Below are 22,686 nucleotides of genomic sequence, written 5' to 3'. Positions count from 1 at the left end.
CGGGCCGCCGGCAGACGTGCCAGAGGTCCGCGCCGACTCGCCCGGTGACCCTGTCGTGAACAGGGGTTTCCCGGTGCGGTGATCCGCGCCTCCCGGCAGTGTTCGCCGCCCACCAAGGTGAGTGACAGGGTGAACGCGGTCCGCAGGAGTGCTGTCAGCACGAGGGGGGACCACCGGTCCCGGTGGAGATGGGGACAAGTGTGTACCCCGTAACGCGCTCGAAACGCCCCCGGACGGGGGTCGCGTTGCGCGGGGGTTCAGGTTTCTGCGTCAATGGGGTCACCCGAACCGACCCTGATTCCCCAACGTCGCGGAATCTCCACCTCGAACGTTGAAGCAGGGATCAGTGTTCACCTTCATTCTGCAGATCAGGCAGATGGTCGAAGGCCACCCCGAGTTCTACCTGTTCGCCGTGTACTCCGCGGTGATCTGGTTGCTCTGGTTGGTCAAGGTCGTCATCTCCGCCCGCTACCGCCCGTTCACCGGCACCTTCGTCGGTACCACCAGCGTCGTCGTCCCCGTCGTGGACGAACCGCTCGACCTGTTCCGCGACGTCATCGGTCGCATGGTCGAGCAGCGACCCGGCGAGATCATCGTCGTCATCAACGGCGCCCGCAACGAGGCGCTCGAAGCCGTCTGCGACGAGTTCGCCCCGCTCGTCCGCTGGACCCACACGCCCATCCCGGGCAAGCGCAACGCCGTCAAGGTCGGCACCGAGATGTCCAACGGCGACATCACGGTGCTCGTCGACTCGGACACCGTCTGGACCCCCGGCGCGCTCGAGGAACTCCTCAAGCCGTTCGCCGACGAGTCTGTCGGCGGTGTCACGACCCGGCAGCGCATCCTCGAACCCGAGCGCAGCTGGATCACCCGCTGGGCCGACTGGCTCGAGAACTCGCGAGCGCTCTACTCGATGCCCGCGCAGAGCGTCCTCGGGCAGATCGGCTGCCTGCCCGGGCGCACGATCGCCTTCCGGCGGAGCATCCTGATGCGCGTCATGGACAAGTTCATGCACGAGAAGTTCATGGGTGTGTTCCTCGAGGTCTCCGACGACCGCACGCTCACGAACCTCACGCTCAAGGAGGGGTACCGGACCGTCTACCAGTACACCTCGCTGGTCTACACGGACGCTCCGCTGCAGGTGAAGAAGCTGTTCAAGCAGCAGCTCCGCTGGGCCCGTGGCTCGCAGTACAACACGCTGCGCATGCTGCCGTGGATGCTCGGCCACGCCCCGGTGCTCGCGGCGTTCTTCATCACCGACATCATCCTGCCGTTCATGCTCTTCGGCGTGATCGCCGGCTGGATCTACCGTGCCTTCACCGGGCAGGGCGAGAACCTGTACCAGGGCATCCTGTCGCAGTACGGCTTCTCGACGGGCTTCGTCTACGTCGCCGCCCTGATGGTCGTCTCGTCGGTGCTCAGCATGGCCATCCGGCAGATGCGCCACCTGGCCGAGAAGCCGAGTGACTTCTTCCGCCTGCCGATGTTCATCATCGTGTCGACGTTCTTCCTCATGCCGATCCGGCTCATCGGCTTCTTCCGCCTGGCGCACGCGTCCGGCTGGGGGACCCGCGCCGGCGCTTATGCCGGCGGTCCGATGCAGGAGGACCCGTCCGACGCCGCGCAGCCGTCGTTCTTCGGCACCCAGACCCCGGTCAGCCCGATCGACGCCGCGGACCGTGCCCGGGCCGTCGACGGACGCGTGCCGCTCGGGAGTGACCAGGTGGCCGTGGACCGCGCGTTCGACGAGCTCTTCGGGGCCGACGCCACCACCAACTCCACCACGACCGTGCTCGCGACCCGGCGCGAGGCCGCTGCCGCAGCAGCAGTGCAGCCCACAGCCCCACGGACCGCCCCCGTGAAGGCCCGCCGGTACAACCCGTACGCCGCGATCCCGTACTGCATCGGCATCGCGATCTTCGTCCTGGAGGCCTTCCTCATTGTCTGACATCATCCGCTCCTCCAGTACCTGGTGGGCGCAGTCGAGCAAGCACGCCCGCTGGACGGCCGTCGGCACGACCGCCATCGTCCTCGCCCTCGCCCTCATCACCTGGTCGGTCTGGGTCTCCCCGGCCGGCCCCGTCTCCACCGCCGTGCACCAGGCCCTCGGGGTCACCGCCCCGAAGGCCAAGAAGGTGTCCGCCGCCGAACTGCAGACGCAGCTCGACGCTGCCCAGGACCGCATCTGGGCGCTCGAGGGCAAGCTCGACTCCCGCACCGCCCAGGCCGGCTCGCGTGGCGACCAGATCACGGAGCTCAAGGCGCAGGTCGCGTCGCTCCAGTCCCAGCTCGGTTCCGCGAAGGGCTCGGGAGGCTCGTCCTCCGTGAACGCGTCGGGTTCCGGTGCGAACGGGGCCGGCACCTCGGGCTCCGGATCGGGTTCCGGGTCCGGCGGGTCCGGCGGGTCCGGCGGGTCCGCTGTCTCCGACAACGGGTCGGGTTCCGGCTCCGGTTCCGGCGGCACCTCGGCCGGTGGGTCGGGTTCCGGTGGCTCCGGCGGCTCGGGTGGTGGTTCCGGTGGGGTCACCAACCCGAACCCCGGCCCGTCGACCGACCCGGGTACCACGCCCGTCGCGGTCCCGACCAAGGCGGACATCCTCGCGCAGCAGTCCCGCTGGTACGGCCTGTACACGGCGCAGTCCCCGTTCAACTGGTCCGAGTACGACCAGGTCTCACAAGAGGTGGGGAAGGCGACGAACATGGTCGGCTTCTTCCAGGGCTTCGACCAGGACTTCAACCAGAACGCGGTCCAGCGCTCGTGGGCGAACGGTCGTCTGCCGATGATGACGTGGGAGTCGGTGCCCGCGAAGACGGGCAACGACGAGCCGTACGTCGAGGGCTACACCAACGAGGACGTCATCTCCGGCAAGTTCGACGCCTACCTGACGCAGTACGCCAAGTCCCTGGCGGCGAACGGCCAGCCGCTCGTCATCCGGTTCGACCACGAGATGAACGGCCAGTGGTACAACTGGTCCGAATCGGCGAAGCAGCAGAACGCCGCCGGCTCGTACACCGCGATGTGGCAGCACGTCTGGAACGTCTTCCAGGCCAACGGTGCGAACCAGTACGCCATCTGGGACTGGTCGCCGTCGCGCATCGACAAGCTCGGCAACGCGAAGTACCAGACGCTCGAGTACATGCAGAACTACTACCCGGGCGCCGAGTACGTCGACTGGGTCGGCATGAGCGGCTACTACCGTGACGCCACCGAGCAGCCGACCTTCGAGAACACCTTCGGTGCGACGCTCGCCCAGATCCGGCAGGTCGCGCCGGGCAAGGGCATCGTGCTCAACGAGATCGGGGCCACCGAGACCGGGGGCAGCGTCTCGAACCCCCAGAAGACCCAGTGGATCAACTCGCTCTTCGACGCCCTGGCCGACCCCGCCAACTCGGACATCATCGGCTTCGCGTACTTCAGCGAGACCGCGACCACGATCGTCGACGGCACACGCACCACGAACGACTGGCGACTCAACTCGCGAGCCGACTCCCTGGCGGCCTTCGCCGAGGGCATCAAGCGCAACGACATCGACTACGACCTGCAGGAGGTCACGCCATGACCGCGTCCAAGAAGTCGCCCGACCAGGCCGACACCCGTCCCGCACCCGTCATCAGCGTCATCGGCACCGGCTACCTCGGTGCCACCCACGCGGCCGCCATGGCCGAGATGGGCTTCGAGACCATCGGCGTGGACGTCGACCCGGCGAAGCTCGCCGCGTTGTCCGCCGGCGAGGTCCCGTTCTTCGAACCCGGCCTGCCCGAGCTCATCACGAAGCACGTCGCGAGCGGCAAGCTCCGGTTCACGGCGGACATCGCCTCGGCCGTCGCCGCCGCGGACGTCCACTTCGTCTGCGTCGGCACCCCGCAGAAGGCGGGCTCGCACGCCGCCAACCTGGCGTACGTCGAGAGCGCCACCCGCGGCGTCGCCGAGAACCTCACCCACCCGGGACTCATCGTCGGCAAGTCGACGGTCCCGGTCGGCACCGCGGCGCGACTGCGCGGCATCGTCCGCGAGTTCACCCCCTCGGGGATCGACGCCGAGCTCATCTGGAACCCGGAGTTCCTCCGCGAGGGCAAGGCCGTCGAGGACACCCTGCACCCGGACCGGCTGGTCTGGGGCGGCGCGTCCGAAGCTGCCGACGACGTCATCCGCGAGGTCTACGCCGCGCCGATCGGCGAGGGCACACCGGTCATCACCACGGACCTCGCCACCGCGGAGCTCGTCAAGGTGAGCGCCAACGCGTTCCTCGCCACGAAGATCTCGTTCATCAACGCGATCTCCGAGATGTGCGCGATCACCGGCGCCGACGTGTCGACGCTCGCCGACGCCCTCGGGCACGACGCCCGCATCGGCCGGAAGTTCCTGAACGCCGGCCTCGGGTTCGGCGGCGGGTGCCTGCCGAAGGACATCCGAGCGCTCATGTACCGCGCCAACGAGATCGGCGCGGGCCAGGTCGTCGGCCTCATGCAGCAGGTCGACGAGATCAACATGGGCCAGCGGCAGCGGGTCATCGACATGGCGATCTACTCGGCCGGGGGATCGGTGCTGAACCGTCGCGTGGCCGTGATCGGCGCCGCGTTCAAGCCCCTGACCGACGACGTGCGGGACTCCCCGGCGCTCAACGTGGCCGCTGCACTCCACCTGCGCGGCGCCCAGGTCACCCTCTGGGACCCCGAGGCGATGGAGCCGGCGAAGCGCTCGTTCCCGACGCTGAGCTACGCCGCGTCGATGGCGGACGCGATCGAGGGCGCCGACGTCGTCCTGGTGCTCACCGAGTGGGACGAGATCATCACCGCCGACCCGGTCGTCCTCGGTGACCTCGTCGGTCGCCGCGTCGTGATCGACGCGCGCAACTGCCTCCCGGTCCACGACTGGGTCAAAGCGGGGTGGACCGTCCGTTCCCTGGGGCGGCCCACGCCGGTCACGGGTGCACCCGTGAGCGTCGCAGCGGGGACGAACGACTCGTTGGCCACGGCTCGCTAGTCACCGTTCGCGAAGCGGGGTCCGTGCCGGGCGGCACGGGCCCCGTTCCCGTGTGTGCGGTGCCGGGTCGGATCGAGCACAGGTGGTCGAAACGGGCGTACCTGGTCGGAACTTTCGACCAGGTACGCCCGATTCGGCTTCCCAGTCCGGGTGCGATGGGAAGGAACGTGCGTCGCGACCAGCCGGGAGGCCCGGTGCCGGCCCGCCGGACCGGCACCGGGCCTCCAGGCGGTAGCGTCCGCCCCCCGCCAAAGCGACACAATCCTGCGGATGGTTTGCGGCACACTGTCGCTGTCGCGACACACACACGAAGGCCCCGCACCTGACGGTGCGGGGCCTTCGTGTCTCAGCGAGGATCAGACGCCGAAGTACAGCTCGTACTCGAACGGGTGCGGGCGCTGTGCCAGCGGGAGGATCTCGTTCTCACGCTTGTAGTCGATCCAGGTCTGGATGAGGTCCTCGGTGAAGACGTTGCCCTTCGTGAGGAACTCGTGGTCCGCCTCGAGGAAGTCGAGCGCCTCGTCGAGGGAGCCGGGGACCTGCGGGATGCCCTTTGCTTCCTCGGGCGGGAGCTCGTAGAGGTCCTTGTCGACGGGCTCGTGCGGCTCGATGCGGTTCTGGATGCCGTCGAGGCCCGCCATCAGCTGCGCGGCGAAGGCGAGGTACGGGTTGCCCGAGGCGTCCGGCGCGCGGAACTCGATGCGCTTGGCCTTCGGGTTGGTGCCCGTGATCGGGATGCGGATCGCAGCCGAACGGTTACCGGCCGAGTAGACCAGGTTGACCGGAGCCTCGAAGCCCTTGACCAGGCGGTGGTACGAGTTGATCGACGGGTTGGTGAAGGCGAGCAGCGCCGGAGCGTGCTTCAGCAGACCGCCGATGTACCAACGGGCCAGGTCGGACAGGCCGCCGTAGCCGTTCTCGTCGTAGAAGAGCGGCTTGCCGTCCGACCAGAGCGACTGGTGGGTGTGCATGCCCGAGCCGTTGTCGCCGAAGAGCGGCTTCGGCATGAACGTGGCGACCTTGCCCCACTGGTCCGCCGTGTTCTTGACGATGTACTTGAACTTCAGGATGTCGTCCGCGGCGTGGACCATCGTGTCGAACTTGTAGTTGATCTCCTGCTGGCCGCCGGTGCCCACCTCGTGGTGCGAGCGCTCGAGCTCGAAGCCCGCGTCGATCAGCTTGAGGGTGATGTCGTCGCGCAGGTCGGCGGTCTTGTCGACCGGCGACACGGGGAAGTAGCCGCCCTTGTACGGGGTCTTGTTGGCGAGGTTGCCGCCCTCTTCGTCACGACCGGTGTTCCAGGCGCCCTCTTCGGAGTCGACCGCGTAGAACGACTCGTTCTGGGTGACGGAGTAGCGGACGTCGTCGAAGATGTAGAACTCGGCCTCGGGGGCGAAGAACGCGGTGTCCGCGATGCCCGTCGACGCGAGGTACTTCTCGGCCTTCTTCGCCACCTGGCGCGGGTCGCGGCCGTAGATCTCGCCGTTCCGCGGGTTGTAGATGTCGAAGATCATGATGAGCGTGCGCTCGGCGCGGAACTGGTCCACGTAGGCGGTGGTCACATCGGGGATCAGCTGCATGTCGGACTCGTGGATCGACGCGAACCCGCGGATCGAGGAGCCGTCGAAGAGCTGGCCGACCGAGAAGAAGTCCTCGTCGACGGTCGAGGCAGGGATGTTGAAGTGCTGCTGCACACCCGGCAGGTCCGTGAATCGGATGTCGAGGAACTTGACGTCGGTGTCCTTGATGAAGGCCAGGACCTCGGAGGAATCGCTGAACATGGGGGCCGATCTCCAATGGGTTGGGTGATGTCGGAGGTACCGATCAAGGCACCTCCGACGAGGCTATTGACACGGGGTTTCCCGGACGTGACTGAATTGTTTCGGGCGTGTTACGGGCGGCAGGTCGCCTACGCTTGGGGGCATGGCCCGCAGCTCCTCCAGTCCGTCCGCGCCCTCCGAGCACCCCGACGGCTGGCCGGGCAAGGACCTCGGTCTGCCGGAGGAAGGACCCCGCAGCGTCGGGCGGATCGGACGGCGGATCGTCGCCCTGCTCATCGACGGTGCCCTCGCCGACCTCATCGCCTACGTGACCGGGGTCTGGTCGCCGGTGAACGGTTCCGGGGACATCGCGCACTCGTGGGTGCAGTTGGCGATCTTCGCCGCGCTCCAGGTGCTCTTCATCTGCCTGTTGTCCGGCTCGTTCGGGCACATCTGCGTCGGGCTGCGCGTCGTGCCGATGCGCGGGGGCTACGTGGGGGTGTGGCGTCCGGTCGTCCGGACCGTCCTGCTCTGCCTGGTGGTGCCGGCGCTCATCATCGACCGGGACAGCCGCGGTGCCCACGACCGCATCGCCGGCACGGTGCTCGTCCGCCGCTGACCGGCGCCCCGCGCCACCGGTCGCACGCACGGTGCGAGGTTGATCACTCCGTGCGTCGTTCCGTCCTCGCACCGAGTGAACAACCTCGCACCACCTGCCGCCACCAGCGACCGCAACGCACGCACGCAGAACGCCCCCGACCTGGCACGGTCGGGGGCGTTCTGCGTGGTGGTTCGTGGACGGGTCAGCGCGGACGTCCGGCACGGGCACGCATCGGGTCCATGCCCTTCGGGATCGCCGCGGCGGGGCTCTGCGTGAGCGAGTCGAGGCGGTTCGCGACGGCCAGGACCTCGTTGCGGTTGAGTGACTTCTTGAACTTGTTCATGGCACGGGGGAGCTTGTGCAGCGTGAGGGTGTCGTCGCCGTCACCGACGCTGACCACGTGGACCGCGACGTTCGGGACGATGCGCTGCACCTTGCGACGCTCTTCGTCGACCTGACGCTTCAGGTTGCCGCGCTGGCCCTCGGTGATGAGGACGACGCCGGGACGCCCCACCGCGCGGTAGACCGCGGACTGCGAGCGACCGTGCACGGCGACGGGCATCTCGCTGGAGCGCCACTGCCGACGCAGCGAGTTGGAGAGCACCGCACCGACGGCGCCGGGCTGGCCCTCGATCTGCGAGTACGCCGCCCGCTCGGCCAGCCGGCCGAGGACGATGAGGAAGAGCAGCACGCCCATCAGGACACCGGCGACGATCCACAGGATCATCGCGAGCCAGTTCTGGCCCGGGAGCACCAGCGCCAGCACGATGCCGAGGACGACGGGGCCGACGAATGCGAGGGCGAACCACCAGACGGACGACGGGTCGGCCCGTCGGGTCATCTGGAAGACCTGGAACATCTGCTTGAGACGCCCCGGCTCCTTCGCCTTCGTGTCTGTGGAAGTGCTGCGTGCCATGCTGACAGGATACGGCCTCCGCGGTCCGGGGGAGACCGCAGTCGGTCCGGCTGTGCGCGAACACGCGTTGTCCACAGACCGGGCAGGACGGACAGGAGGCCCGGCTCGCCTCCGCCACGCTCGTCACCATGGACCCGAGCACCGACCAGAGCGTCGACGACGCCCGCAGCGACCGTTGGGTCGCGCCGGCCGACGACGCTGCCGTGGCGGCCTGGATCGCGGACCGGTGCGCCACCGGACACCGGCACCTGGTGCCCGTCGAGGCGGTGGGCCGGACCGGGGCCGGCGGGCTCGTGACCCTGCTCGACCGCCCACGCGGCACGCCGCTCCCGGTGGCGCTGGACCGTCTCGGCACCCCGACGACCGGGGTCGCGGTGACCCTCTGCGTGCCGCTGCTCGAGCTCCTCGTCGCGGCCGTGGACGGCGCGGTGCGGCTCGGCGTCGCCGGGATCGACGACGTCCTGGTGGACGACGCGGGCGCCGTGGTGCTGTGCGATCGCCCGGCTGGAGCCGTCCGCGACGGCACGGAGCTGCCCGGTGACGATGCTGCACGGGTCCTCGTACTCGCTGCCCGGGTCGTCTGGGACCGTGTCGACCCGCGCGATCCGAGTCGCGACGAGGTGGACGCTGCGCTCCTCGCGGCGCTCGACGGCGACCGCAGCACCGTGTGCGCGGCGCTCGACACGGTCCGGGGTGCGGCGCCTCCGCGGCCGTTCCGATGGGCCCCACCGCCAGCCGACCTGGTGTTCGTCGAGGCGGACCCGCCGCTCGACACGACGGGCCCGGCGGCTCGACTGCGCGAGGTCGTCGAGCGCGGCATCCCGCTCGGTGCTGGTCGGCGGTTGCCGCTCCGCCGCGCCGTGGTCGGTGTCGTCGTCGCGATCGGTACGGTCGTCGCCGCGGTGTCCGTGCTCGGTGCCGGAACGGACACCGGGACCGGTGCGGGTGGTGGTGGCTGACGCGCCCGGACACCCCCGGACGCCCCGGACGCCGACGAACCGGAGCGGGAACGGGAACGGCCCCGGCTCCCCACGAGGGGGAACGGGGGCCGTCGGCCGTGGTGCTGGGGTCAGTACCCGAGGTTGGGCGCGAAGTTGCCCGCTTCCAGGCGGTTCTTGACCGCGACCAGGTAGCGCGAGGCGTCCGCACCGTCGATGATCCGGTGGTCGTACGACAGCGCGAGGTACACGAACGAACGGATCGCGATCGCTTCCTGGCCGTCGACCTTCACGACCGCGGGACGCTTCGTGACGATGCCGGTCCCGAGGATCGCCGACTGCGGCAGGAACACCACGGGGGTGTCGAACAGCGCGCCACGCGAACCGGTGTTCGTCAGCGTGAACGTACCGCCGGCGAGCTCGTCGGGCTTGAGCTGGTTGTTCCGGGTACGCTCCGCCAGGTCCGCGATGGACTTCGAGAACTGCGCCAGGTCGAGCGAGGCTGCGTCCTTGATGACCGGGGTCAGCAGGCCGCGCTCGGTGTCCACCGCGATGGAGACGTTCTCGGACTCCGGGTAGACGATCTCGTCGCCCTCCACGGTCGAGTTGATCTTCGGGTGGGCCTTGAGCGCCTCGGACGCCGCCAGGGCGAAGAACGGCATGAACGAGAGCTTCGAACCGGTCTTCTCGAGGAACTCCGCCTTGTGGGCGTCGCGGAACTGCGCCACCTTCGTGACGTCCACCTCGACGACGCTCGTCAGCTGTGCGGTCGAGGTCATCGACTGCACGGCGCGCTCGGCCACGACCTTGCGCAGGCGGGTCATCTTCTCGCGGGTGCCGCGCAGCGGCGAGACCTCGGCGACGAACGGACCGGACGCGGCGGCGGGTGCAGCTGCACCACCGGCGGCCGGGGCCTTCGCGACGGCCGCGAGCACGTCCTCCTTGCGGATGCGCCCGCCGACACCGGAACCGGTGACGGTGGACAGGTCGACGCCCTGCTCGTTCGCCAGCTTGCGGACGAGCGGCGTGACGTAGCCGGAGGCTGCGCCGTCCTGCGTCGGGTTCGGCACCGCGGCGGCGGTGGTCGCGCTCGGCGCGGCCGGTGCGGGTGCAGCAGCTGCCGGCGCCGGGACGGCGGCCGGCGGTGCGGCGGCGGGCGGCGGGACCGGAGCGGCCTGCGGGACCGGAGCGGCCGCGGGCGGTGCGGACGGGGCCTGCGGGGCCGCGGGCTGCGTCTGTCCGGCGGGGGCCGGCTCGGGCTCGGTGGGCTCCGGGGCGGGGGTCTCGGACTCCTGCTCGGTGCTCGGCTCGGCCTCGGGGGCCTCTGCCTCGGCAGCGGCTTCGTTCGAGGACTCGTCGGACGAACCGGAGTCGGAGGAACCGGAGTCGGACGAGCCGTCGCCGATCTTCACCAGCGCGGTGCCGACCTCGACGGTCTCGTCCTCCTGCACGAGGATCTCCTCGATGACGCCGGCGACGGGCGACGGGATCTCGGTGTCGACCTTGTCGGTCGAGACCTCGAGCAGCGGCTCGTCGACCTCGACCCGGTCACCGACGTTCTTCAGCCATCGGGTCACCGTGCCCTCGGTGACGCTCTCGCCGAGCGCCGGGAGGCTGACGGATTCGCTCATCGGGTGGACTCCTCTTCGCGGGGGGTTGCAGTTGTTGTGGATGTCATTGTCACAGGGCGCGGACTCGTGCGGGTCACAGCGCGTGCAGCGGCTTGCCCGCGAGGTGCATGAACGCCTCGCCCAGGGCCTCGTTCTGCGTCGGGTGCGCGTGCACGAGCGGAGCGATGTCCTCCGGGTACGCCTCCCAGTTCACGGCGAGCTGGGCTTCACCGATGAGCTCGCCGACGCGGGCGCCGATCATGCTCACGCCGACGACGGGGCCGTCGACGACGCGGACGACCTTGACCGAACCGGACGTACCGATGATGTGGCTCTTGCCGTTGCCGGCCAGGTTGTACTCGTACGAGTCCACCTTGTCGGCGCCGTACTCGGCCTCGGCCTTGGCCTGCGACAGGCCGACGGAGGCGACCTCGGGGTCGGAGTACGTGATCTTCGGGATGTTCTTGTCCTCGATGATCACCGGGTTCAGGCCGGCGATCTCCTCGGCGACGAAGATGCCCTGCTGGAAGCCGCGGTGTGCGAGCTGCAGGCCGGGGACGATGTCGCCGACCGCGTAGACGTTCGGCAGGTTGGTGGCGAGGCGCTCGTTCGTGGTGACGAAGCCGCGGTCCATGGCGACGCCGACCTCGTCGAAGCCGACGTTCTGCGTGACCGGGCCACGACCGACCGCGACCAGCAGGACGTCGCCGTCGAAGGTCTTGCCGTCCTCGAGCGTCACGACGACGCCGTTCTCGTGCTGCTCGACGCCCTGGAACCGGACACCGAGCGAGAACTCGATGCCGCGCTTGCGGAAGGCACGCTCGAGCTGCTTCGACATCGACTCGTCTTCAGCGGGGACGAGGTGGGGGAGCGCCTCGACGATCGTGACCTCGGCGCCGAAGGACTTCCAGACGCTGGCGAACTCGACGCCGATGACGCCGCCGCCCAGGATGACGACCTTGTTCGGCACGTAGTCCATGCGCAGTGCGGTCTCGGAGGTGATGACGCGGCCGCCGATCTCGAGCCCGGGCAGGGACTTCGAGTAGGAGCCGGTCGCGAGCACGACGTTCTTGCCGACGATGTTCTGGTCGCCGACCTGCACGGTGTTCTGCGAGGTGAGTCGACCCCAGCCCTCGACGACGGTGATGCCGCGGGCCTTGATGAGGCCCTGCAGGCCCTTGTACTTCGAGGTGATGACGCCCTGCTGGTACTCGATGACCTTCGGGACCTCGACACCGGCGAACTCCGCGATCACGCCGTACTTCTCGGCGTCGCGCGTCGCGTCGGCGACCTCGGCCGCGTGCAGCAGCGCCTTGGTGGGGATGCAGCCACGGTGCAGGCACGTCCCTCCGAGCTTGTCGCCCTCGATGAGCGCGACGCTCATGCCGAGTTCGGCGGCCCGGAGCGCAGCGGCGTAGCCACCGCTCCCGCCACCGAGGACCACGACGTCGTAAGTCTGTTCCGTCACCTGGTGCAACTCCCTCGTGCGTGTCGGGCCGATCGGGCCCTACGTGGACACCGCGGGGGCGGCGTCCGACGGTCGGACCGCGTGGTTCCGGTCCCGTCCCGTGCAGTACCGGTGGGAGGCGCGTCGATGCCCCGTCCCACCGGTACCAAACCTACTACTCGGACTGGAGGTCTTCTGCGAGCGCGATGAGCGTGCGGACCATCACACCCGTCGCGCCCTTGCCGAGCCACCCGTAGCCGCCGCCCTTGTGCTCGGACGGACCGGCGATGTCGAGGTGCGCCCACGGGATGTCCTCGCCGACGAAGCGCTCCAGGAACTTGCCCGCGAGCAGCATGCCGCCGGCCGGGTTGCCGACCGTGGCGTTGACCATGTCGGCGACGTCGCTGGCGAGCCGGGCGTCGAGTTCCTCGGGCAGGGGCATCGGCCAGATCGGCTCCGACACACCCTCGGCCACGGCACGGAGCTTCGCGACGAGGTCGTCGCTGCCCATCAGGCCGGTTGTGCGGTCGCCGAGCGCGACGACCTGCGCGCCGGTCAGGGTGGCCACGTCGACGATGGCGTCGGGCGTCTCGAGCGAAGCAGCGGCCATGCCGTCGCCGAGCACCAGGCGGCCCTCGGCGTCGGTGTTCGTGACCTCGACGGTCTTGCCGTTCTTGAGGGTGAGGACGTCACCCGGGCGGGTCGCCGTGCCCGACGGCATGTTCTCGGCGAGTGCGAGCCAGGCGGTGACGCGCACGTCGAGGCCCAGGCGTGCGGCGGCGACGGTCGCGGCGAGCACCGTGGCGGCGCCGGTCATGTCGGTCTTCATGCCGAGCATCGACGCCGCCGGCTTGAGCGAGAGCCCGCCCGAGTCGAACGTGATGCCCTTGCCGACGAGGGCGAGGTGCTTCGTGGCGGACTCCGGTGCGTAGCGGACGACGACCAGGCGCGGGGGACGCGCCGAACCACGGCCGACGCCGAGGATGCCGCCGAAGCCCTGCTCCTCGAGTGCCTGCTCGTCGAGGACCTCGACGGTGAGCGGGAGGTCCGAGGCGAGCCCGGTCGCCACGTCGGCGACGTCCTGTGGTCCCAGGTCGCCGGCGGCGGTGTTCACGAGGTCGCGGACCAGCGACGCGGCGTCGGCCACGATCGCCGGACGGACCGCGGCGTCCGTCGCGGCGGACGGCGCGAGGACCGTCACGCGCTGGTCGCCGCGCGTCGGCCCGGTCGTGCCGGCACCCTTGTGCCGCGTGAAGGCGTAGGCACCGAGCGCCGCGCCTTCGAGCGCTGCCTCGACGAGTGCGTCGGTGTCGGTCGGCAGCGCGAGGGCGATCGACGCGGCGTGCGGCAGCTGGCGGACGGCGCTGCCGGCGGCCGAGCGGTACGCGGCCGCGTCGGTCCCGGTGCCGAGCCCGATGAGCGCGATGCTCGCGGCGTCGACGCCGACGGCCGGGATGCGCACGAGCTGGTCCTTGGCGCCCGTCGCGCCGATCGCCGCGAGGTCGAGGTCGTCGAGCGCGGAGAACGGTGTCGTGGCCGGCTGGGCGATCGTCGCGGGGGCACCGTCGGCACCGGGCCGGACGCCGACCACGAGGACGTCGGCGGAGATCGAGGAGGGGGCGGAGGAGTCGGTGGAGAGCGTCGGTCGGACCATGCTCCAACCCTATCCACGCACTGTTCGCTGTCGGCGTGGTCGTCCCGCGCGGGGGCGTCGGTGGCCCCGCCTAGCATGGGGACGGTGAACCACCCCGAGGAGCTCTACACGTTCGACGAGGCCGCCCCGACCGTCCCGGCCGGGCTGCACCTGGTCGCCGGGCTCACCGGCTTCGCGGACGCCGGTTCGGCCGTTGCCCAGGTCACGACGTCGGTGCTCGAGGACCTCGACACCCAGCTCGTCGCCGAGTTCGACCCCGACGTGCTGCTCGACTGGCGTGCACGCCGGCCCGTCATCACCTTCGAGCACGACCACATCGCCGCCGTCGAGCCGCCCCGGCTGGCGCTGCACCTCGTGCGTGACGAGATCGGCCAGCCGTTCCTGTTCCTGTCCGGGTACGAGCCGGACTTCCAGTGGAACCGGTTCGTGGACGCCGTCACCGGGCTCGCCGCCCAGCTCCAGGTCGCGGACACCACCTGGGTGCAGTCGATCCCGATGCCGGTCCCGCACACCCGCCCGATCAGCCTGACCGTCTCCGGCACCCGCGCCGACCTCGTCGAGCAGATGAGCGTCTGGAAGCCCGAGACCCAGGCGCCGGCGAACGTCCTGCACCTCGTCGAGCACCGGCTCGCGACCTCCGGTGCGCAGGTCACCGGGCTCGTCCTGCTCGTCCCGCACTACCTGTCGGACACCGAGTTCCCGGACGCGGCCGTCGCGGCCCTGTCCGGCATCGCCGCGGCCACCGGCCTCATCTTCCCGACGGACGCCCTGCGCGAGGCGGGTCGCGAGTTCCTCACCCGGGTCGAGGAGCAGGTCGCCGGCAACGCCGAGCTGCAGCGACTCGTCGGTGTGCTCGAGGAACGCCACGACACGTACATGGAGGGCAACCCGGTCGCGTCGCCGCTCACGGACGTCGACGGCGAGGTGCCGACCGCGGACGCGATCGCGGCCGAGCTCGAGCGCTTCCTGGCGGATCGTCGCACCCAGGGTGACGGCGGCGAGTAGCCGGGTCGGGCCCTGGACGGTCCGGAACGGCGGCCTGGAGGCCCGGGGCGGGCCCGCACCGTCCCTCCCGTCGGTCGTCCGGTCGCGACCAGGCCGTCACCTGCGTCGGCGACACACGTCGCGTATCCGGCTCCGCCGGATCGGTAGCCTGTCGGGGTGAACTCCCGTCGCGCCTACCTGATCTGGGGCATCGCGGTGCTCGCCTACGTCCTGGCGGTCGTGCAGCGGTCCTCGCTCGGGGTGTCCGGGGTGGACGCGCAGGACCGGTTCGCCGTCTCGGCGGCGGTGTTGTCCACGCTCGCGGTCGTGCAGATCGCCGTGTACGCCGGACTCCAGATCCCGGTGGGCGTCGCGCTCGACCGGGTGGGGCCGCGCAAGCTCGTCCTGCTCGGCGCCGCGCTGCTCGTGGTCGGCCAGGCCGTCGTGGCCTTCTCGCCGACGATCGGCCCGGCGATCGCGGGCCGGGTGCTCGTGGGCGCCGGCGACGCGATGACGTTCATCTCGGTGATCCGCCTGGTGCCGATGTGGTTCAGCGGCCGGATCCTGCCGCAGATCTCGCAGTGGACGGGCAACCTCGGGCAGATCGGCCAGATCCTGTCGGCGTTCCCGTTCGCCGTGCTCCTGCACGCCGCGGGGTGGACGCCCGCGTTCGGGGTCGCCGCCGCCGCGAGTGCCGTCGGGCTCGTCCTGGCGTTCGTCTTCGTCCGCAACGGCCCCGTGGTCGTGCGGACCGGGACGATCCCGCTGCCGCACTCGTGGGGCGCCGCGTTCCGGACGTTCGGGCACGCGTTGCGTCGGCCGGGCACGCAGCTCGGGTTCTGGTCCCACTACGTGACGCAGTCGTCCGGCACGGTGTTCTCGCTGCTGTGGGGCGTCCCGATGCTCCGCGGGCTCGGGTACGGCCCCGCCGAGGCCGCCGGCTTCCTGACGATCATCGTCGCCGTGGGCTTCGTGGCCGGGCCGGTGCTCGGGCTGCTGTGCGCGCGGTTCCCGATGCGCCGCTCGAACCTCGTGCTCGGCGTGGTCGTGCTGCTCGCCGTGGTGTGGACCGCGATCCTGCTCTGGCCCGGCCACCCGCCGACCTGGCTGCTCGTGCTCCTCGTCGTGGCGATGGGCATCGGCGGCCCCGGTTCGCTGATCGGGTTCGACTTCGCCCGGACGTTCAACCCCGTGGGTTCCCTCGGGTCCGCGAACGGCGTCGTCAACGTCGGCGGGTTCCTGGCGGCCTTCGTGATGATGTACCTGATCGGGCTGCTGCTCGACGTGATGTCCCGCGTCACCGGTGAGACCGTGTTCGCCTGGGACAACTTCCGCGTGGCCCTCACGGTGCAGTACCTGGTGGTCGGGTTCGGTGTCGCGATGCTCCTGCACGCCCGGCACCGCACGCGCCGGGTGCTCCACGCGGAGGAGGGAATACGCGTCGGACCGCTCTGGGTTGCACTCGTTGCGCGCCTGCGGAAGCGGCACGTGCAATAATGATCACGGACCCACTCAGGACCCCCATCCTGTCGGAGCACTTCGGAGCGCCGATCAACCCGGGGGACTTGACATGGGTCTTAGTGCTGCCCGGAACGGTAGGACTCGACGACGCGGGGGACTGCGGCTCGGGCCCTGGGCGGCGAGGGAGGCCACGACCCCACGAACGTGGCACGACGAGAGAGGTGATCGCATGGCTGCCCGGAGCACGACGATCGATCCCACGAAGGACACTCAGCCCGAAGGTGCTGTGGCAGAGGACGCCACGGACGCCGAGGGAACCGCCGCGCCGAAGAAGCGCGCCACCAAGGCCCCCGCCAAGAAGGCCCCGGCCAAGAAGGCCGCCCCGAAGGCGAAGAAGGTCGACCCCGTCGACGAGGCGAACGAAGCCACCGACGAGCCGACCGAGGACGTCGAGGACACCGACGACAAGGCGATCAAGCCCGACGCCGCCGCTGCGGTCGCCGCTGGCGCGCTCGTCATCTCGCAGACCGACGACGACGAAGCCCCGGTCTACTCCACGACCATCACGGGTGCGACCGCCGACCCGGTGAAGGACTACCTCAAGCAGATCGGCAAGGTCGCCCTGCTCAACGCCGAGCAGGAGGTCGAGCTCGCGATGCGCATCGAGGCCGGCCTGTTCGCCGAGGACAAGCTGCAGCACTCGACCGGGCTGACCAAGCCGGCCGAGCGTGAGCTGCGCTGGGTCGCCCGCGACGGCCAGCGCGCCAAGTCGCACCTGCTCGGCGCGAACCTCCGCCTCGTGGTGTCGCTCGCCAAGCGCTACACCGGCCGTGGCATGCAGTTCCTGGACCTCATCCAGGAGGGCAACCTGGGCCTGATCCGTGCGGTCGAGAAGTTCGACTACACCAAGGGCTTCAAGTTCTCGACCTACGCGACGTGGTGGATCCGCCAGGCGATCACCCGCGCCATGGCCGACCAGGCCCGCACCATCCGCATCCCGGTGCACATGGTCGAGGTCATCAACAAGCTCGCTCGTGTCCAGCGCCAGATGCTGCAGGACCTCGGTCGCGAACCCACTCCGGAAGAGCTCGCCCGCGAGCTCGACATGACCCCGGAGAAGGTCGTCGAGGTGCAGAAGTACGGCCGCGAGCCGATCTCCCTGCACACGCCCCTGGGCGAGGACGGCGACTCCGAGTTCGGTGACCTCATCGAGGACACCGAGGCGGTCGTGCCGGCTGACGCAGTGGGCTTCACCATGCTGCAGAAGCAGCTCGAGAGCCTGCTCGACTCCCTGTCCGAGCGCGAAGCGGGCGTCATCCGCATGCGCTTCGGCCTCGGTGACGGCCAGCCGAAGACCCTCGACCAGATCGGTGACACGTTCGGCGTGACGCGTGAGCGCATCCGTCAGATCGAGTCCAAGACGATGGCGAAGCTCCGCCACCCGTCGCGGTCGCAGTCGCTGCGCGACTACCTCGAGTAGGCCGATGCGGTTCTTCATCCCGATCCTGATCGGGCGGATCCTCCGTGCCCTCGCCAGAGCGCGGGGCGGGGGATCCGCGTACCCCGGCTTCATCGTGCTCAAGCTCGTGCCGGACTTCCTGCAGCACGTGACGAAGCAGTTCCCGAACGGCGTCGTCTTCGTGCTCGGCTCGAACGGCAAGTCGACGACCACGCACATGATCTCGGACATCGTCCGGGCGCACGGGCTCCGTGTCTTCACGAACCCGTCCGGGGCGAACCTGCCGCAGGGCATCGCGTCGGCGTTGCTGTCCGAGGTGTCGCTGACTGGTCGCCTGAAGGCGGACATCGGCATCCTCGAGGTCGACGAGGCCTTCGCGGTCGAGCTCGCCGGCATCCTGTCGCCGTCCACGGTGACGATGCTCAACGTGCAGGTCGACCAGCTGTACCGGTTCTTCGAGACCGAGCGCGTCGCCGACATGATGCTCGACACCGCGGCACTGTCCACGGCGAACGTGATCACGAACCGCGACGACCAGTTCCTCGATGCCTACGCAGCGCGGGCCGGCCAGCGGGTGCTGCGCTTCGGTGCGAGCGCCGAGGTCGTCGCCGCCGCACCGAACGGCCTGCAGAACGCCGACGACTTCGACCGGCAGGACGCCCAGCCGAACGTCGCCGAATCAGAGGTCGTCGTGAACACCGGTGACGGTGCGACGATCCGGTTCGACGGTGCCGACATCGCGGTGCGCCTGCCCGCACGCGGCCTGCACTACGCGGTCGACGCTGCTGCTGCCACCGCCACGGCCAGCGCGGCACTCGGCACGCAGTTCCGCGCCGACGCCGTCACGAAGGCCTTCGGCACGATGAAGCCGGCGTACGGCCGCGGGGAGCGACTCCCGATCGCCGGCGAGTCCGCCGAGTTCACGATGTTCAAGAACGCCGCGAGCCTCCAGCTCAACCTCGACGCGCTGCCGGACCGCCCCGAGCAGGTCCTCATGGCGATCGACGAGGGCACGCCGGACATCTCCTGGATCTACGACATCGACTTCTCGAAGCTCGACCACGTGGACGTCGTCTCCGGTGACAAGGCCTGGCAGATCGCGATCGCCCTCGAGCACGCCGGTGTCCGCATCGGCCGGGTCGACCCCGACGTCGAGGCCGCGATCAAGCACATGGAGCAGCTCGGGTCGACGACCAGCGGGACGAAGAACTTCATCGTCAACTACGAGATCATGATGATCGCCCGCAGGGCCCTCGGCCACCCGGACATGGAGAAGACCGCATGACGGCCGATCGGCTGACCATCCTGCACGTCTACCCCCGGCAGATGGGCGTCTCGGGGGACCGCGGCAACGTCGCGGCCCTCGTCCGCCGTGCCGCCGCAGCCGGCCTCGACACCGAGGTGCTCGAGTACGCGCCCGGCGACGACCTGCCCGCCGCGGCCGACGTCGTGGTCATCGGCAACGGTCCGCTCAGCGCGATGCGTTCACTCGGTGCCGACGTCGCCCGCATCGGTGCTCCGCTCCGTTCGTTCGCGAGTGACGGCGTGCCGGTCATCGCCGTCGGCGGCGGGTTCGACCTGGCGACGAACGAGGTCGTGCCCACCGAGGGTGCTCCGCTCGCCGGGTTCGGCGTGTTCGACGCACGAGCCGTCCGTGGTGCCGAACGTCGGGTCAACTACTTCGTCCTCGAGACCCGGTACCCGCTGCTCCCCGGTGCGTCGAAGCGGCTCGCCGGCTTCGAGGACCACGCCACCACGATCGAGCTCGCGGCCGGGGTCACCCCCTTCGCCGACGTCGTGTCCGGCGGCGGCAACCAGGCGGGCGCCCCGGTCGAGGGTGCGATCGTCGGCACGTCGTTCGGCACGCACACGCAGGGTCCGATCCTGCCGCTCAACCCGCAGCTGACCGATGGTGTCCTCGCCGCGGCCGCCGCACGGCTGGGCCGCGAGTACTCGCCGGACCCGGAGCAGACGGCGACCATCGACCGCTACGCACGCGAGGCGCGCGCGACGGTCGATCGTTACGTCGACAAGGCGTTCAAGCGCATCGCGTGACGCTCACGAAGGCCGGGTCCCGACGGGACCCGGCCTTCGTCGTCTCCGCGCGTTCTGAGACGGGCAACAGACAGACGGGAGGCCCGGTGCCAGCTGGCACCGGGCCTCCCGTCTTGCTGTGCTCGCGCCTTCGCGCGCTACTTCGACTCGTAGAGTCGGCTGCTCTCGTCGTGCCACTCGATGGCGGTCGCCGCGAGCTTGTCCTTGAACTCGGCGCCGTGGTGCGCGCAGAAGAAGAGCTCGCCGCTCGACATGGTGGCTCGGATGTAGGCCTGCGCTCCGCAGCTGTCGCAACGGTCGGCGGCGGTCAGCTGGTGGTTGCTGACTTCGTCGATGGAGGGGTCCTGCACGGTCTGGGTCATTGCTGTGCTCCTCACGGATCGCAGGTGGTGCCGGGTGGTTGCACCATTTCAACACGTGATGCCTGAGAACGATGCATTGTGCAGCGCTGTTTCGCTGAGCGCGGATCGGTTGTCCCCAGTGCGAGTGTCCGCGCCGAGGGTGTCGGTGCCGCTCGGTAGCATCGGACGGTGAGCTCCGACTACTCCGCACGCCATCTCTCCGTCCTCGAAGGGCTCGAGGCGGTCCGGAAGCGTCCGGGGATGTATATCGGCTCGACCGACTCCCGTGGGCTCATGCACTGCCTGTGGGAGATCATCGACAACTCCGTCGACGAAGCCCTGGCGGGGCACGGCGACGAGATCGGCGTCGTGCTGCACGCCGACGGTTCGGTCGAGGTCCGCGACACCGCTCGTGGCATCCCGGTGGACGTCGAACCGAAGACCGGACTGACCGGCGTCGAGGTCGTGTTCACCAAGCTGCACGCCGGTGGCAAGTTCGGGTCGGGGTCGTACGCGGCGTCCGGCGGACTGCACGGCGTCGGTGCCTCGGTGGTCAACGCCCTGTCCGAGCGCCTCGACGTCGAGGTCGACCGCGGCGGCAGGACCTACGCCATGTCGTTCCACCGCGGCGAGCCCGGCACGTTCGACGACGCCGAGGGCATCGGTCCGGACGCCCCGTTCAGCCCGTTCACCTCGGGCAGCGAGCTTCGGGTGGTCGGCAAGGTGAAGAAGGGCGTCACGGGCTCCCGGATCCGGTACTGGGCGGACCGGCAGATCTTCACCGCCGATGCGCGGTTCAGCACCGACGACCTGGTCACCCGGGCACGGCAGACGGCGTTCCTGGTGCCCGGACTCGGCATCACGATCACCGACGAGCGCGTGTCCTCGATCGAGGCCGCAGCTGCGCGTGCCGAGGCGACGGGGACCGCCGTCGAGGCCGGCCCGGTCGTCGAGCGCTTCCGCTACGAGGGCGGCATCGGCGAGTTCGTCGAGCACCTCGCGGCCGACACCGCCGTCACCGACGTCTGGCGCGTGCAGGGCACCGGGACCTTCACCGAGACCGTCCCGATGCTCGACGACAAGGGCCACATGGTGTCGACCTCGGTCGAGCGCTCCTGCGAGGTGGACCTCGCGCTGCGGTGGGGCGACGGCTACGAGACGGTGTTCCGCAGCTTCGTCAACATCATCGCCACGCCGAAGGGCGGCACACACCAGGCCGGCTTCGAGTCCGGTCTGGTCAAGGCCGTCCGAGCACAGGTCGAGGCGAACGCCCGCAAGCTCAAGGTCGGGCAGGACAAGCTCGACAAGGACGACGTGCTCGCCGGCATGACCGCCGTGCTGACCGTCCGACTGCCCGAGCCGCAGTTCGAGGGGCAGACGAAGGAGATCCTCGGCACGCCGGCGGTGCGCAAGATCGTCGACCAGGTCGTGTCGAAGCGCATCACCGAGATCCTGACGTCGACGCAACGCACCGAGAAGGCCCAGGTCGCGACCCTGCTCGAGAAGGTCGTCGCCGAGATGAAGACCCGCATCTCGGCCCGCGCCCACAAGGAAACGCAGCGCCGGAAGAACGCGCTCGAGAACTCCTCGTTGCCGACGAAGCTCGCGGACTGCCGGTCGCAGGAGACCGAGGGCACCGAGCTCTTCATCGTCGAGGGCGACTCGGCCCTGGGGACTGCGAAGCTCGCCCGCAACAGCGAGTACCAGGCGCTGCTGCCGATCCGCGGCAAGATCCTGAACGTGCAGAAGGCGTCCGTGTCGGACATGCTGTCGAACGTCGAGTGCGCGTCGATCATCCAGGTCATCGGTGCCGGCTCCGGCCGGACGTTCGAGATCGACCAAGCACGCTACGGCAAGGTCATCATCATGTCCGACGCCGACGTCGACGGCGCCCACATCCGCACGCTGCTGCTGACCCTGTTCTTCCGGTACATGCGACCCATGATCGAGCAGGGCCGGGTGTTCGCCGCCGTGCCGCCGCTGCACCGGGTGGTCGTGGTGAACCGCGGCAAGCCGAACGACACGCTCTACACGTACTCCGAGCAGGAACTGCAGACCGTGCTGAAGAAGCTCGAGAAGACCGGCAAGAAGTACCAGGAGCCGATCCAGCGGTACAAGGGCCTGGGCGAGATGGATGCCGACCAGCTCGCCGAGACCACCATGGACCGCGCGCACCGGACCCTGCGGCGGGTGAACATCACGCACGCCGAGAGCGCGGCGAAGGTGTTCGAGCTGCTGATGGGCAACGACGTCGCCCCGCGCAAGGAGTTCATCCTGGCCGGCGAGGGTCTGGACCGCGACCGCATCGACGCGTAGCCGCGCGGCGGCGCTGGCACGAGTCTCGCCGGCGCTGGGCCGAGTCTCGGCCTCAGCGACTCGTCTCGGGCTGCGGGCCCCGAGTTCGGTCGCTCAGCCCGAGTCTCGGTGCCGCCAGCGCGACACGGTGCCGCCACCGTGCGCGGTCCGTGCCGCCGAA

The 22,686-nt window shown here is 69.8% G+C and carries 17 protein-coding genes; 11 read left to right on the top strand and 6 right to left on the bottom strand.

Annotated elements, in window-relative coordinates; translation table 11 throughout:
• The first annotated feature begins 346 nt into the window (after window positions 1-346).
• From EDF48_RS05905 to EDF48_RS05895, 3 genes are read left to right on the top strand one after another with little or no spacing between them, the layout of a single operon-like run.
• On the top strand, window positions 347-1,948 hold the full coding sequence (locus tag EDF48_RS05905; protein WP_131878754.1) for a glycosyltransferase family 2 protein: 1,602 nt from the start codon (window positions 347-349) through the stop codon (window positions 1,946-1,948).
• On the top strand, window positions 1,941-3,560 hold the full coding sequence (locus EDF48_RS05900) for a glycosyl hydrolase (RefSeq protein ID WP_131878752.1): 1,620 nt from the start codon (window positions 1,941-1,943) through the stop codon (window positions 3,558-3,560). The genes EDF48_RS05905 and EDF48_RS05900 overlap by 8 nt, the downstream gene beginning before the upstream one ends.
• The gene (locus tag EDF48_RS05895; protein ID WP_131878750.1) at window positions 3,557-4,984 is read left to right on the top strand and encodes a UDP-glucose/GDP-mannose dehydrogenase family protein; all 1,428 of its coding nucleotides are present in this window, start codon (window positions 3,557-3,559) and stop codon (window positions 4,982-4,984) included. The genes EDF48_RS05900 and EDF48_RS05895 overlap by 4 nt, the downstream gene beginning before the upstream one ends.
• Window positions 4,985-5,340: 356 nt before the next feature.
• Here the strand turns inward: EDF48_RS05895 and glnA are convergent, their stop codons facing one another.
• A complete protein-coding gene (glnA, locus tag EDF48_RS05890; RefSeq protein WP_111087015.1) occupies window positions 5,341-6,765 on the bottom strand; it encodes a type I glutamate--ammonia ligase in 1,425 nt (474 codons plus the stop codon).
• A 142-nt stretch (window positions 6,766-6,907) separates the two neighbouring features.
• On the opposite strand from glnA, the gene EDF48_RS05885 reads away from it, so the two are divergent.
• On the top strand, window positions 6,908-7,363 hold the full coding sequence (locus EDF48_RS05885) for an RDD family protein (protein WP_123292673.1): 456 nt from the start codon (window positions 6,908-6,910) through the stop codon (window positions 7,361-7,363).
• A gap of 184 nt (window positions 7,364-7,547) precedes the next feature.
• Here the strand turns inward: EDF48_RS05885 and EDF48_RS05880 are convergent, their stop codons facing one another.
• The gene (locus EDF48_RS05880; RefSeq protein WP_111087017.1) at window positions 7,548-8,261 is read right to left on the bottom strand and encodes a DUF4191 domain-containing protein; all 714 of its coding nucleotides are present in this window, start codon (window positions 8,259-8,261) and stop codon (window positions 7,548-7,550) included.
• Between the two features lie 128 nt (window positions 8,262-8,389).
• Between EDF48_RS05880 and EDF48_RS05875 the strand changes: the two genes are divergently transcribed.
• Window positions 8,390-9,220 carry a hypothetical protein gene (locus EDF48_RS05875; protein ID WP_131878748.1) on the top strand — a complete coding sequence of 277 codons (831 nt, stop codon included), beginning with the start codon at window positions 8,390-8,392 and terminating at the stop codon, window positions 9,218-9,220.
• Between the two features lie 110 nt (window positions 9,221-9,330).
• On the opposite strand, the gene sucB is transcribed toward EDF48_RS05875, so the two are convergent.
• From sucB to EDF48_RS05860, 3 genes are all read right to left on the bottom strand, one after another.
• Window positions 9,331-10,830, bottom strand: a complete 1,500-nt coding sequence (sucB, locus tag EDF48_RS05870; RefSeq protein ID WP_131878746.1) for a 2-oxoglutarate dehydrogenase, E2 component, dihydrolipoamide succinyltransferase — start codon at window positions 10,828-10,830, stop codon at window positions 9,331-9,333.
• A gap of 73 nt (window positions 10,831-10,903) precedes the next feature.
• The gene (gene lpdA / locus EDF48_RS05865; protein WP_123292677.1) at window positions 10,904-12,277 is read right to left on the bottom strand and encodes a dihydrolipoyl dehydrogenase; all 1,374 of its coding nucleotides are present in this window, start codon (window positions 12,275-12,277) and stop codon (window positions 10,904-10,906) included.
• A gap of 154 nt (window positions 12,278-12,431) precedes the next feature.
• Window positions 12,432-13,910 (bottom strand): leucyl aminopeptidase, encoded by a 1,479-nt coding sequence (locus tag EDF48_RS05860; protein WP_131846138.1) that lies wholly within the window; start codon window positions 13,908-13,910, stop codon window positions 12,432-12,434.
• Between the two features lie 75 nt (window positions 13,911-13,985).
• On the opposite strand from EDF48_RS05860, the gene EDF48_RS05855 reads away from it, so the two are divergent.
• The 5 genes from EDF48_RS05855 to EDF48_RS05835 all read left to right on the top strand — a co-directional run bounded on the left by EDF48_RS05855 (window position 13,986) and on the right by EDF48_RS05835 (window position 19,869).
• Window positions 13,986-14,915, top strand: coding sequence for a PAC2 family protein (locus tag EDF48_RS05855; RefSeq protein ID WP_131879155.1), 930 nt, complete (start codon window positions 13,986-13,988; stop codon window positions 14,913-14,915).
• Window positions 14,916-15,071: 156 nt separating this feature from the next.
• Complete coding sequence (locus EDF48_RS05850) at window positions 15,072-16,391, top strand: MFS transporter (RefSeq protein WP_131878744.1); 1,320 nt, start codon at window positions 15,072-15,074, stop codon at window positions 16,389-16,391.
• Between the two features lie 193 nt (window positions 16,392-16,584).
• Window positions 16,585-17,835 (top strand): RNA polymerase sigma factor, encoded by a 1,251-nt coding sequence (locus EDF48_RS05845; RefSeq protein ID WP_123292681.1) that lies wholly within the window; start codon window positions 16,585-16,587, stop codon window positions 17,833-17,835.
• 4 nt (window positions 17,836-17,839) lie between these two features.
• On the top strand, window positions 17,840-19,099 hold the full coding sequence (locus EDF48_RS05840; RefSeq protein ID WP_131878742.1) for a MurT ligase domain-containing protein: 1,260 nt from the start codon (window positions 17,840-17,842) through the stop codon (window positions 19,097-19,099).
• Window positions 19,096-19,869, top strand: coding sequence for a hypothetical protein (locus EDF48_RS05835; RefSeq protein WP_131878740.1), 774 nt, complete (start codon window positions 19,096-19,098; stop codon window positions 19,867-19,869). The genes EDF48_RS05840 and EDF48_RS05835 overlap by 4 nt, the downstream gene beginning before the upstream one ends.
• A 137-nt stretch (window positions 19,870-20,006) precedes the next feature.
• On the opposite strand, the gene EDF48_RS05830 is transcribed toward EDF48_RS05835, so the two are convergent.
• Window positions 20,007-20,231, bottom strand: coding sequence for a hypothetical protein (locus tag EDF48_RS05830; RefSeq protein WP_071255055.1), 225 nt, complete (start codon window positions 20,229-20,231; stop codon window positions 20,007-20,009).
• A 168-nt stretch (window positions 20,232-20,399) separates the two neighbouring features.
• Here EDF48_RS05830 and EDF48_RS05825 point away from each other — a divergent pair, with 168 nt between their 5' ends.
• Window positions 20,400-22,526, top strand: a complete 2,127-nt coding sequence (locus EDF48_RS05825) for a DNA topoisomerase IV subunit B (RefSeq protein ID WP_131878738.1) — start codon at window positions 20,400-20,402, stop codon at window positions 22,524-22,526.
• The last annotated feature ends 160 nt before the right edge of the window (window positions 22,527-22,686 follow it).

The organism is Curtobacterium sp. PhB191 (genome assembly GCF_004346515.1).
GTDB lineage: Bacteria > Actinomycetota > Actinomycetes > Actinomycetales > Microbacteriaceae > Curtobacterium.
The sequence above is the reverse complement of the archived record's forward strand: the minus strand, read 5'-3'. Positions and strand labels throughout refer to the sequence as shown.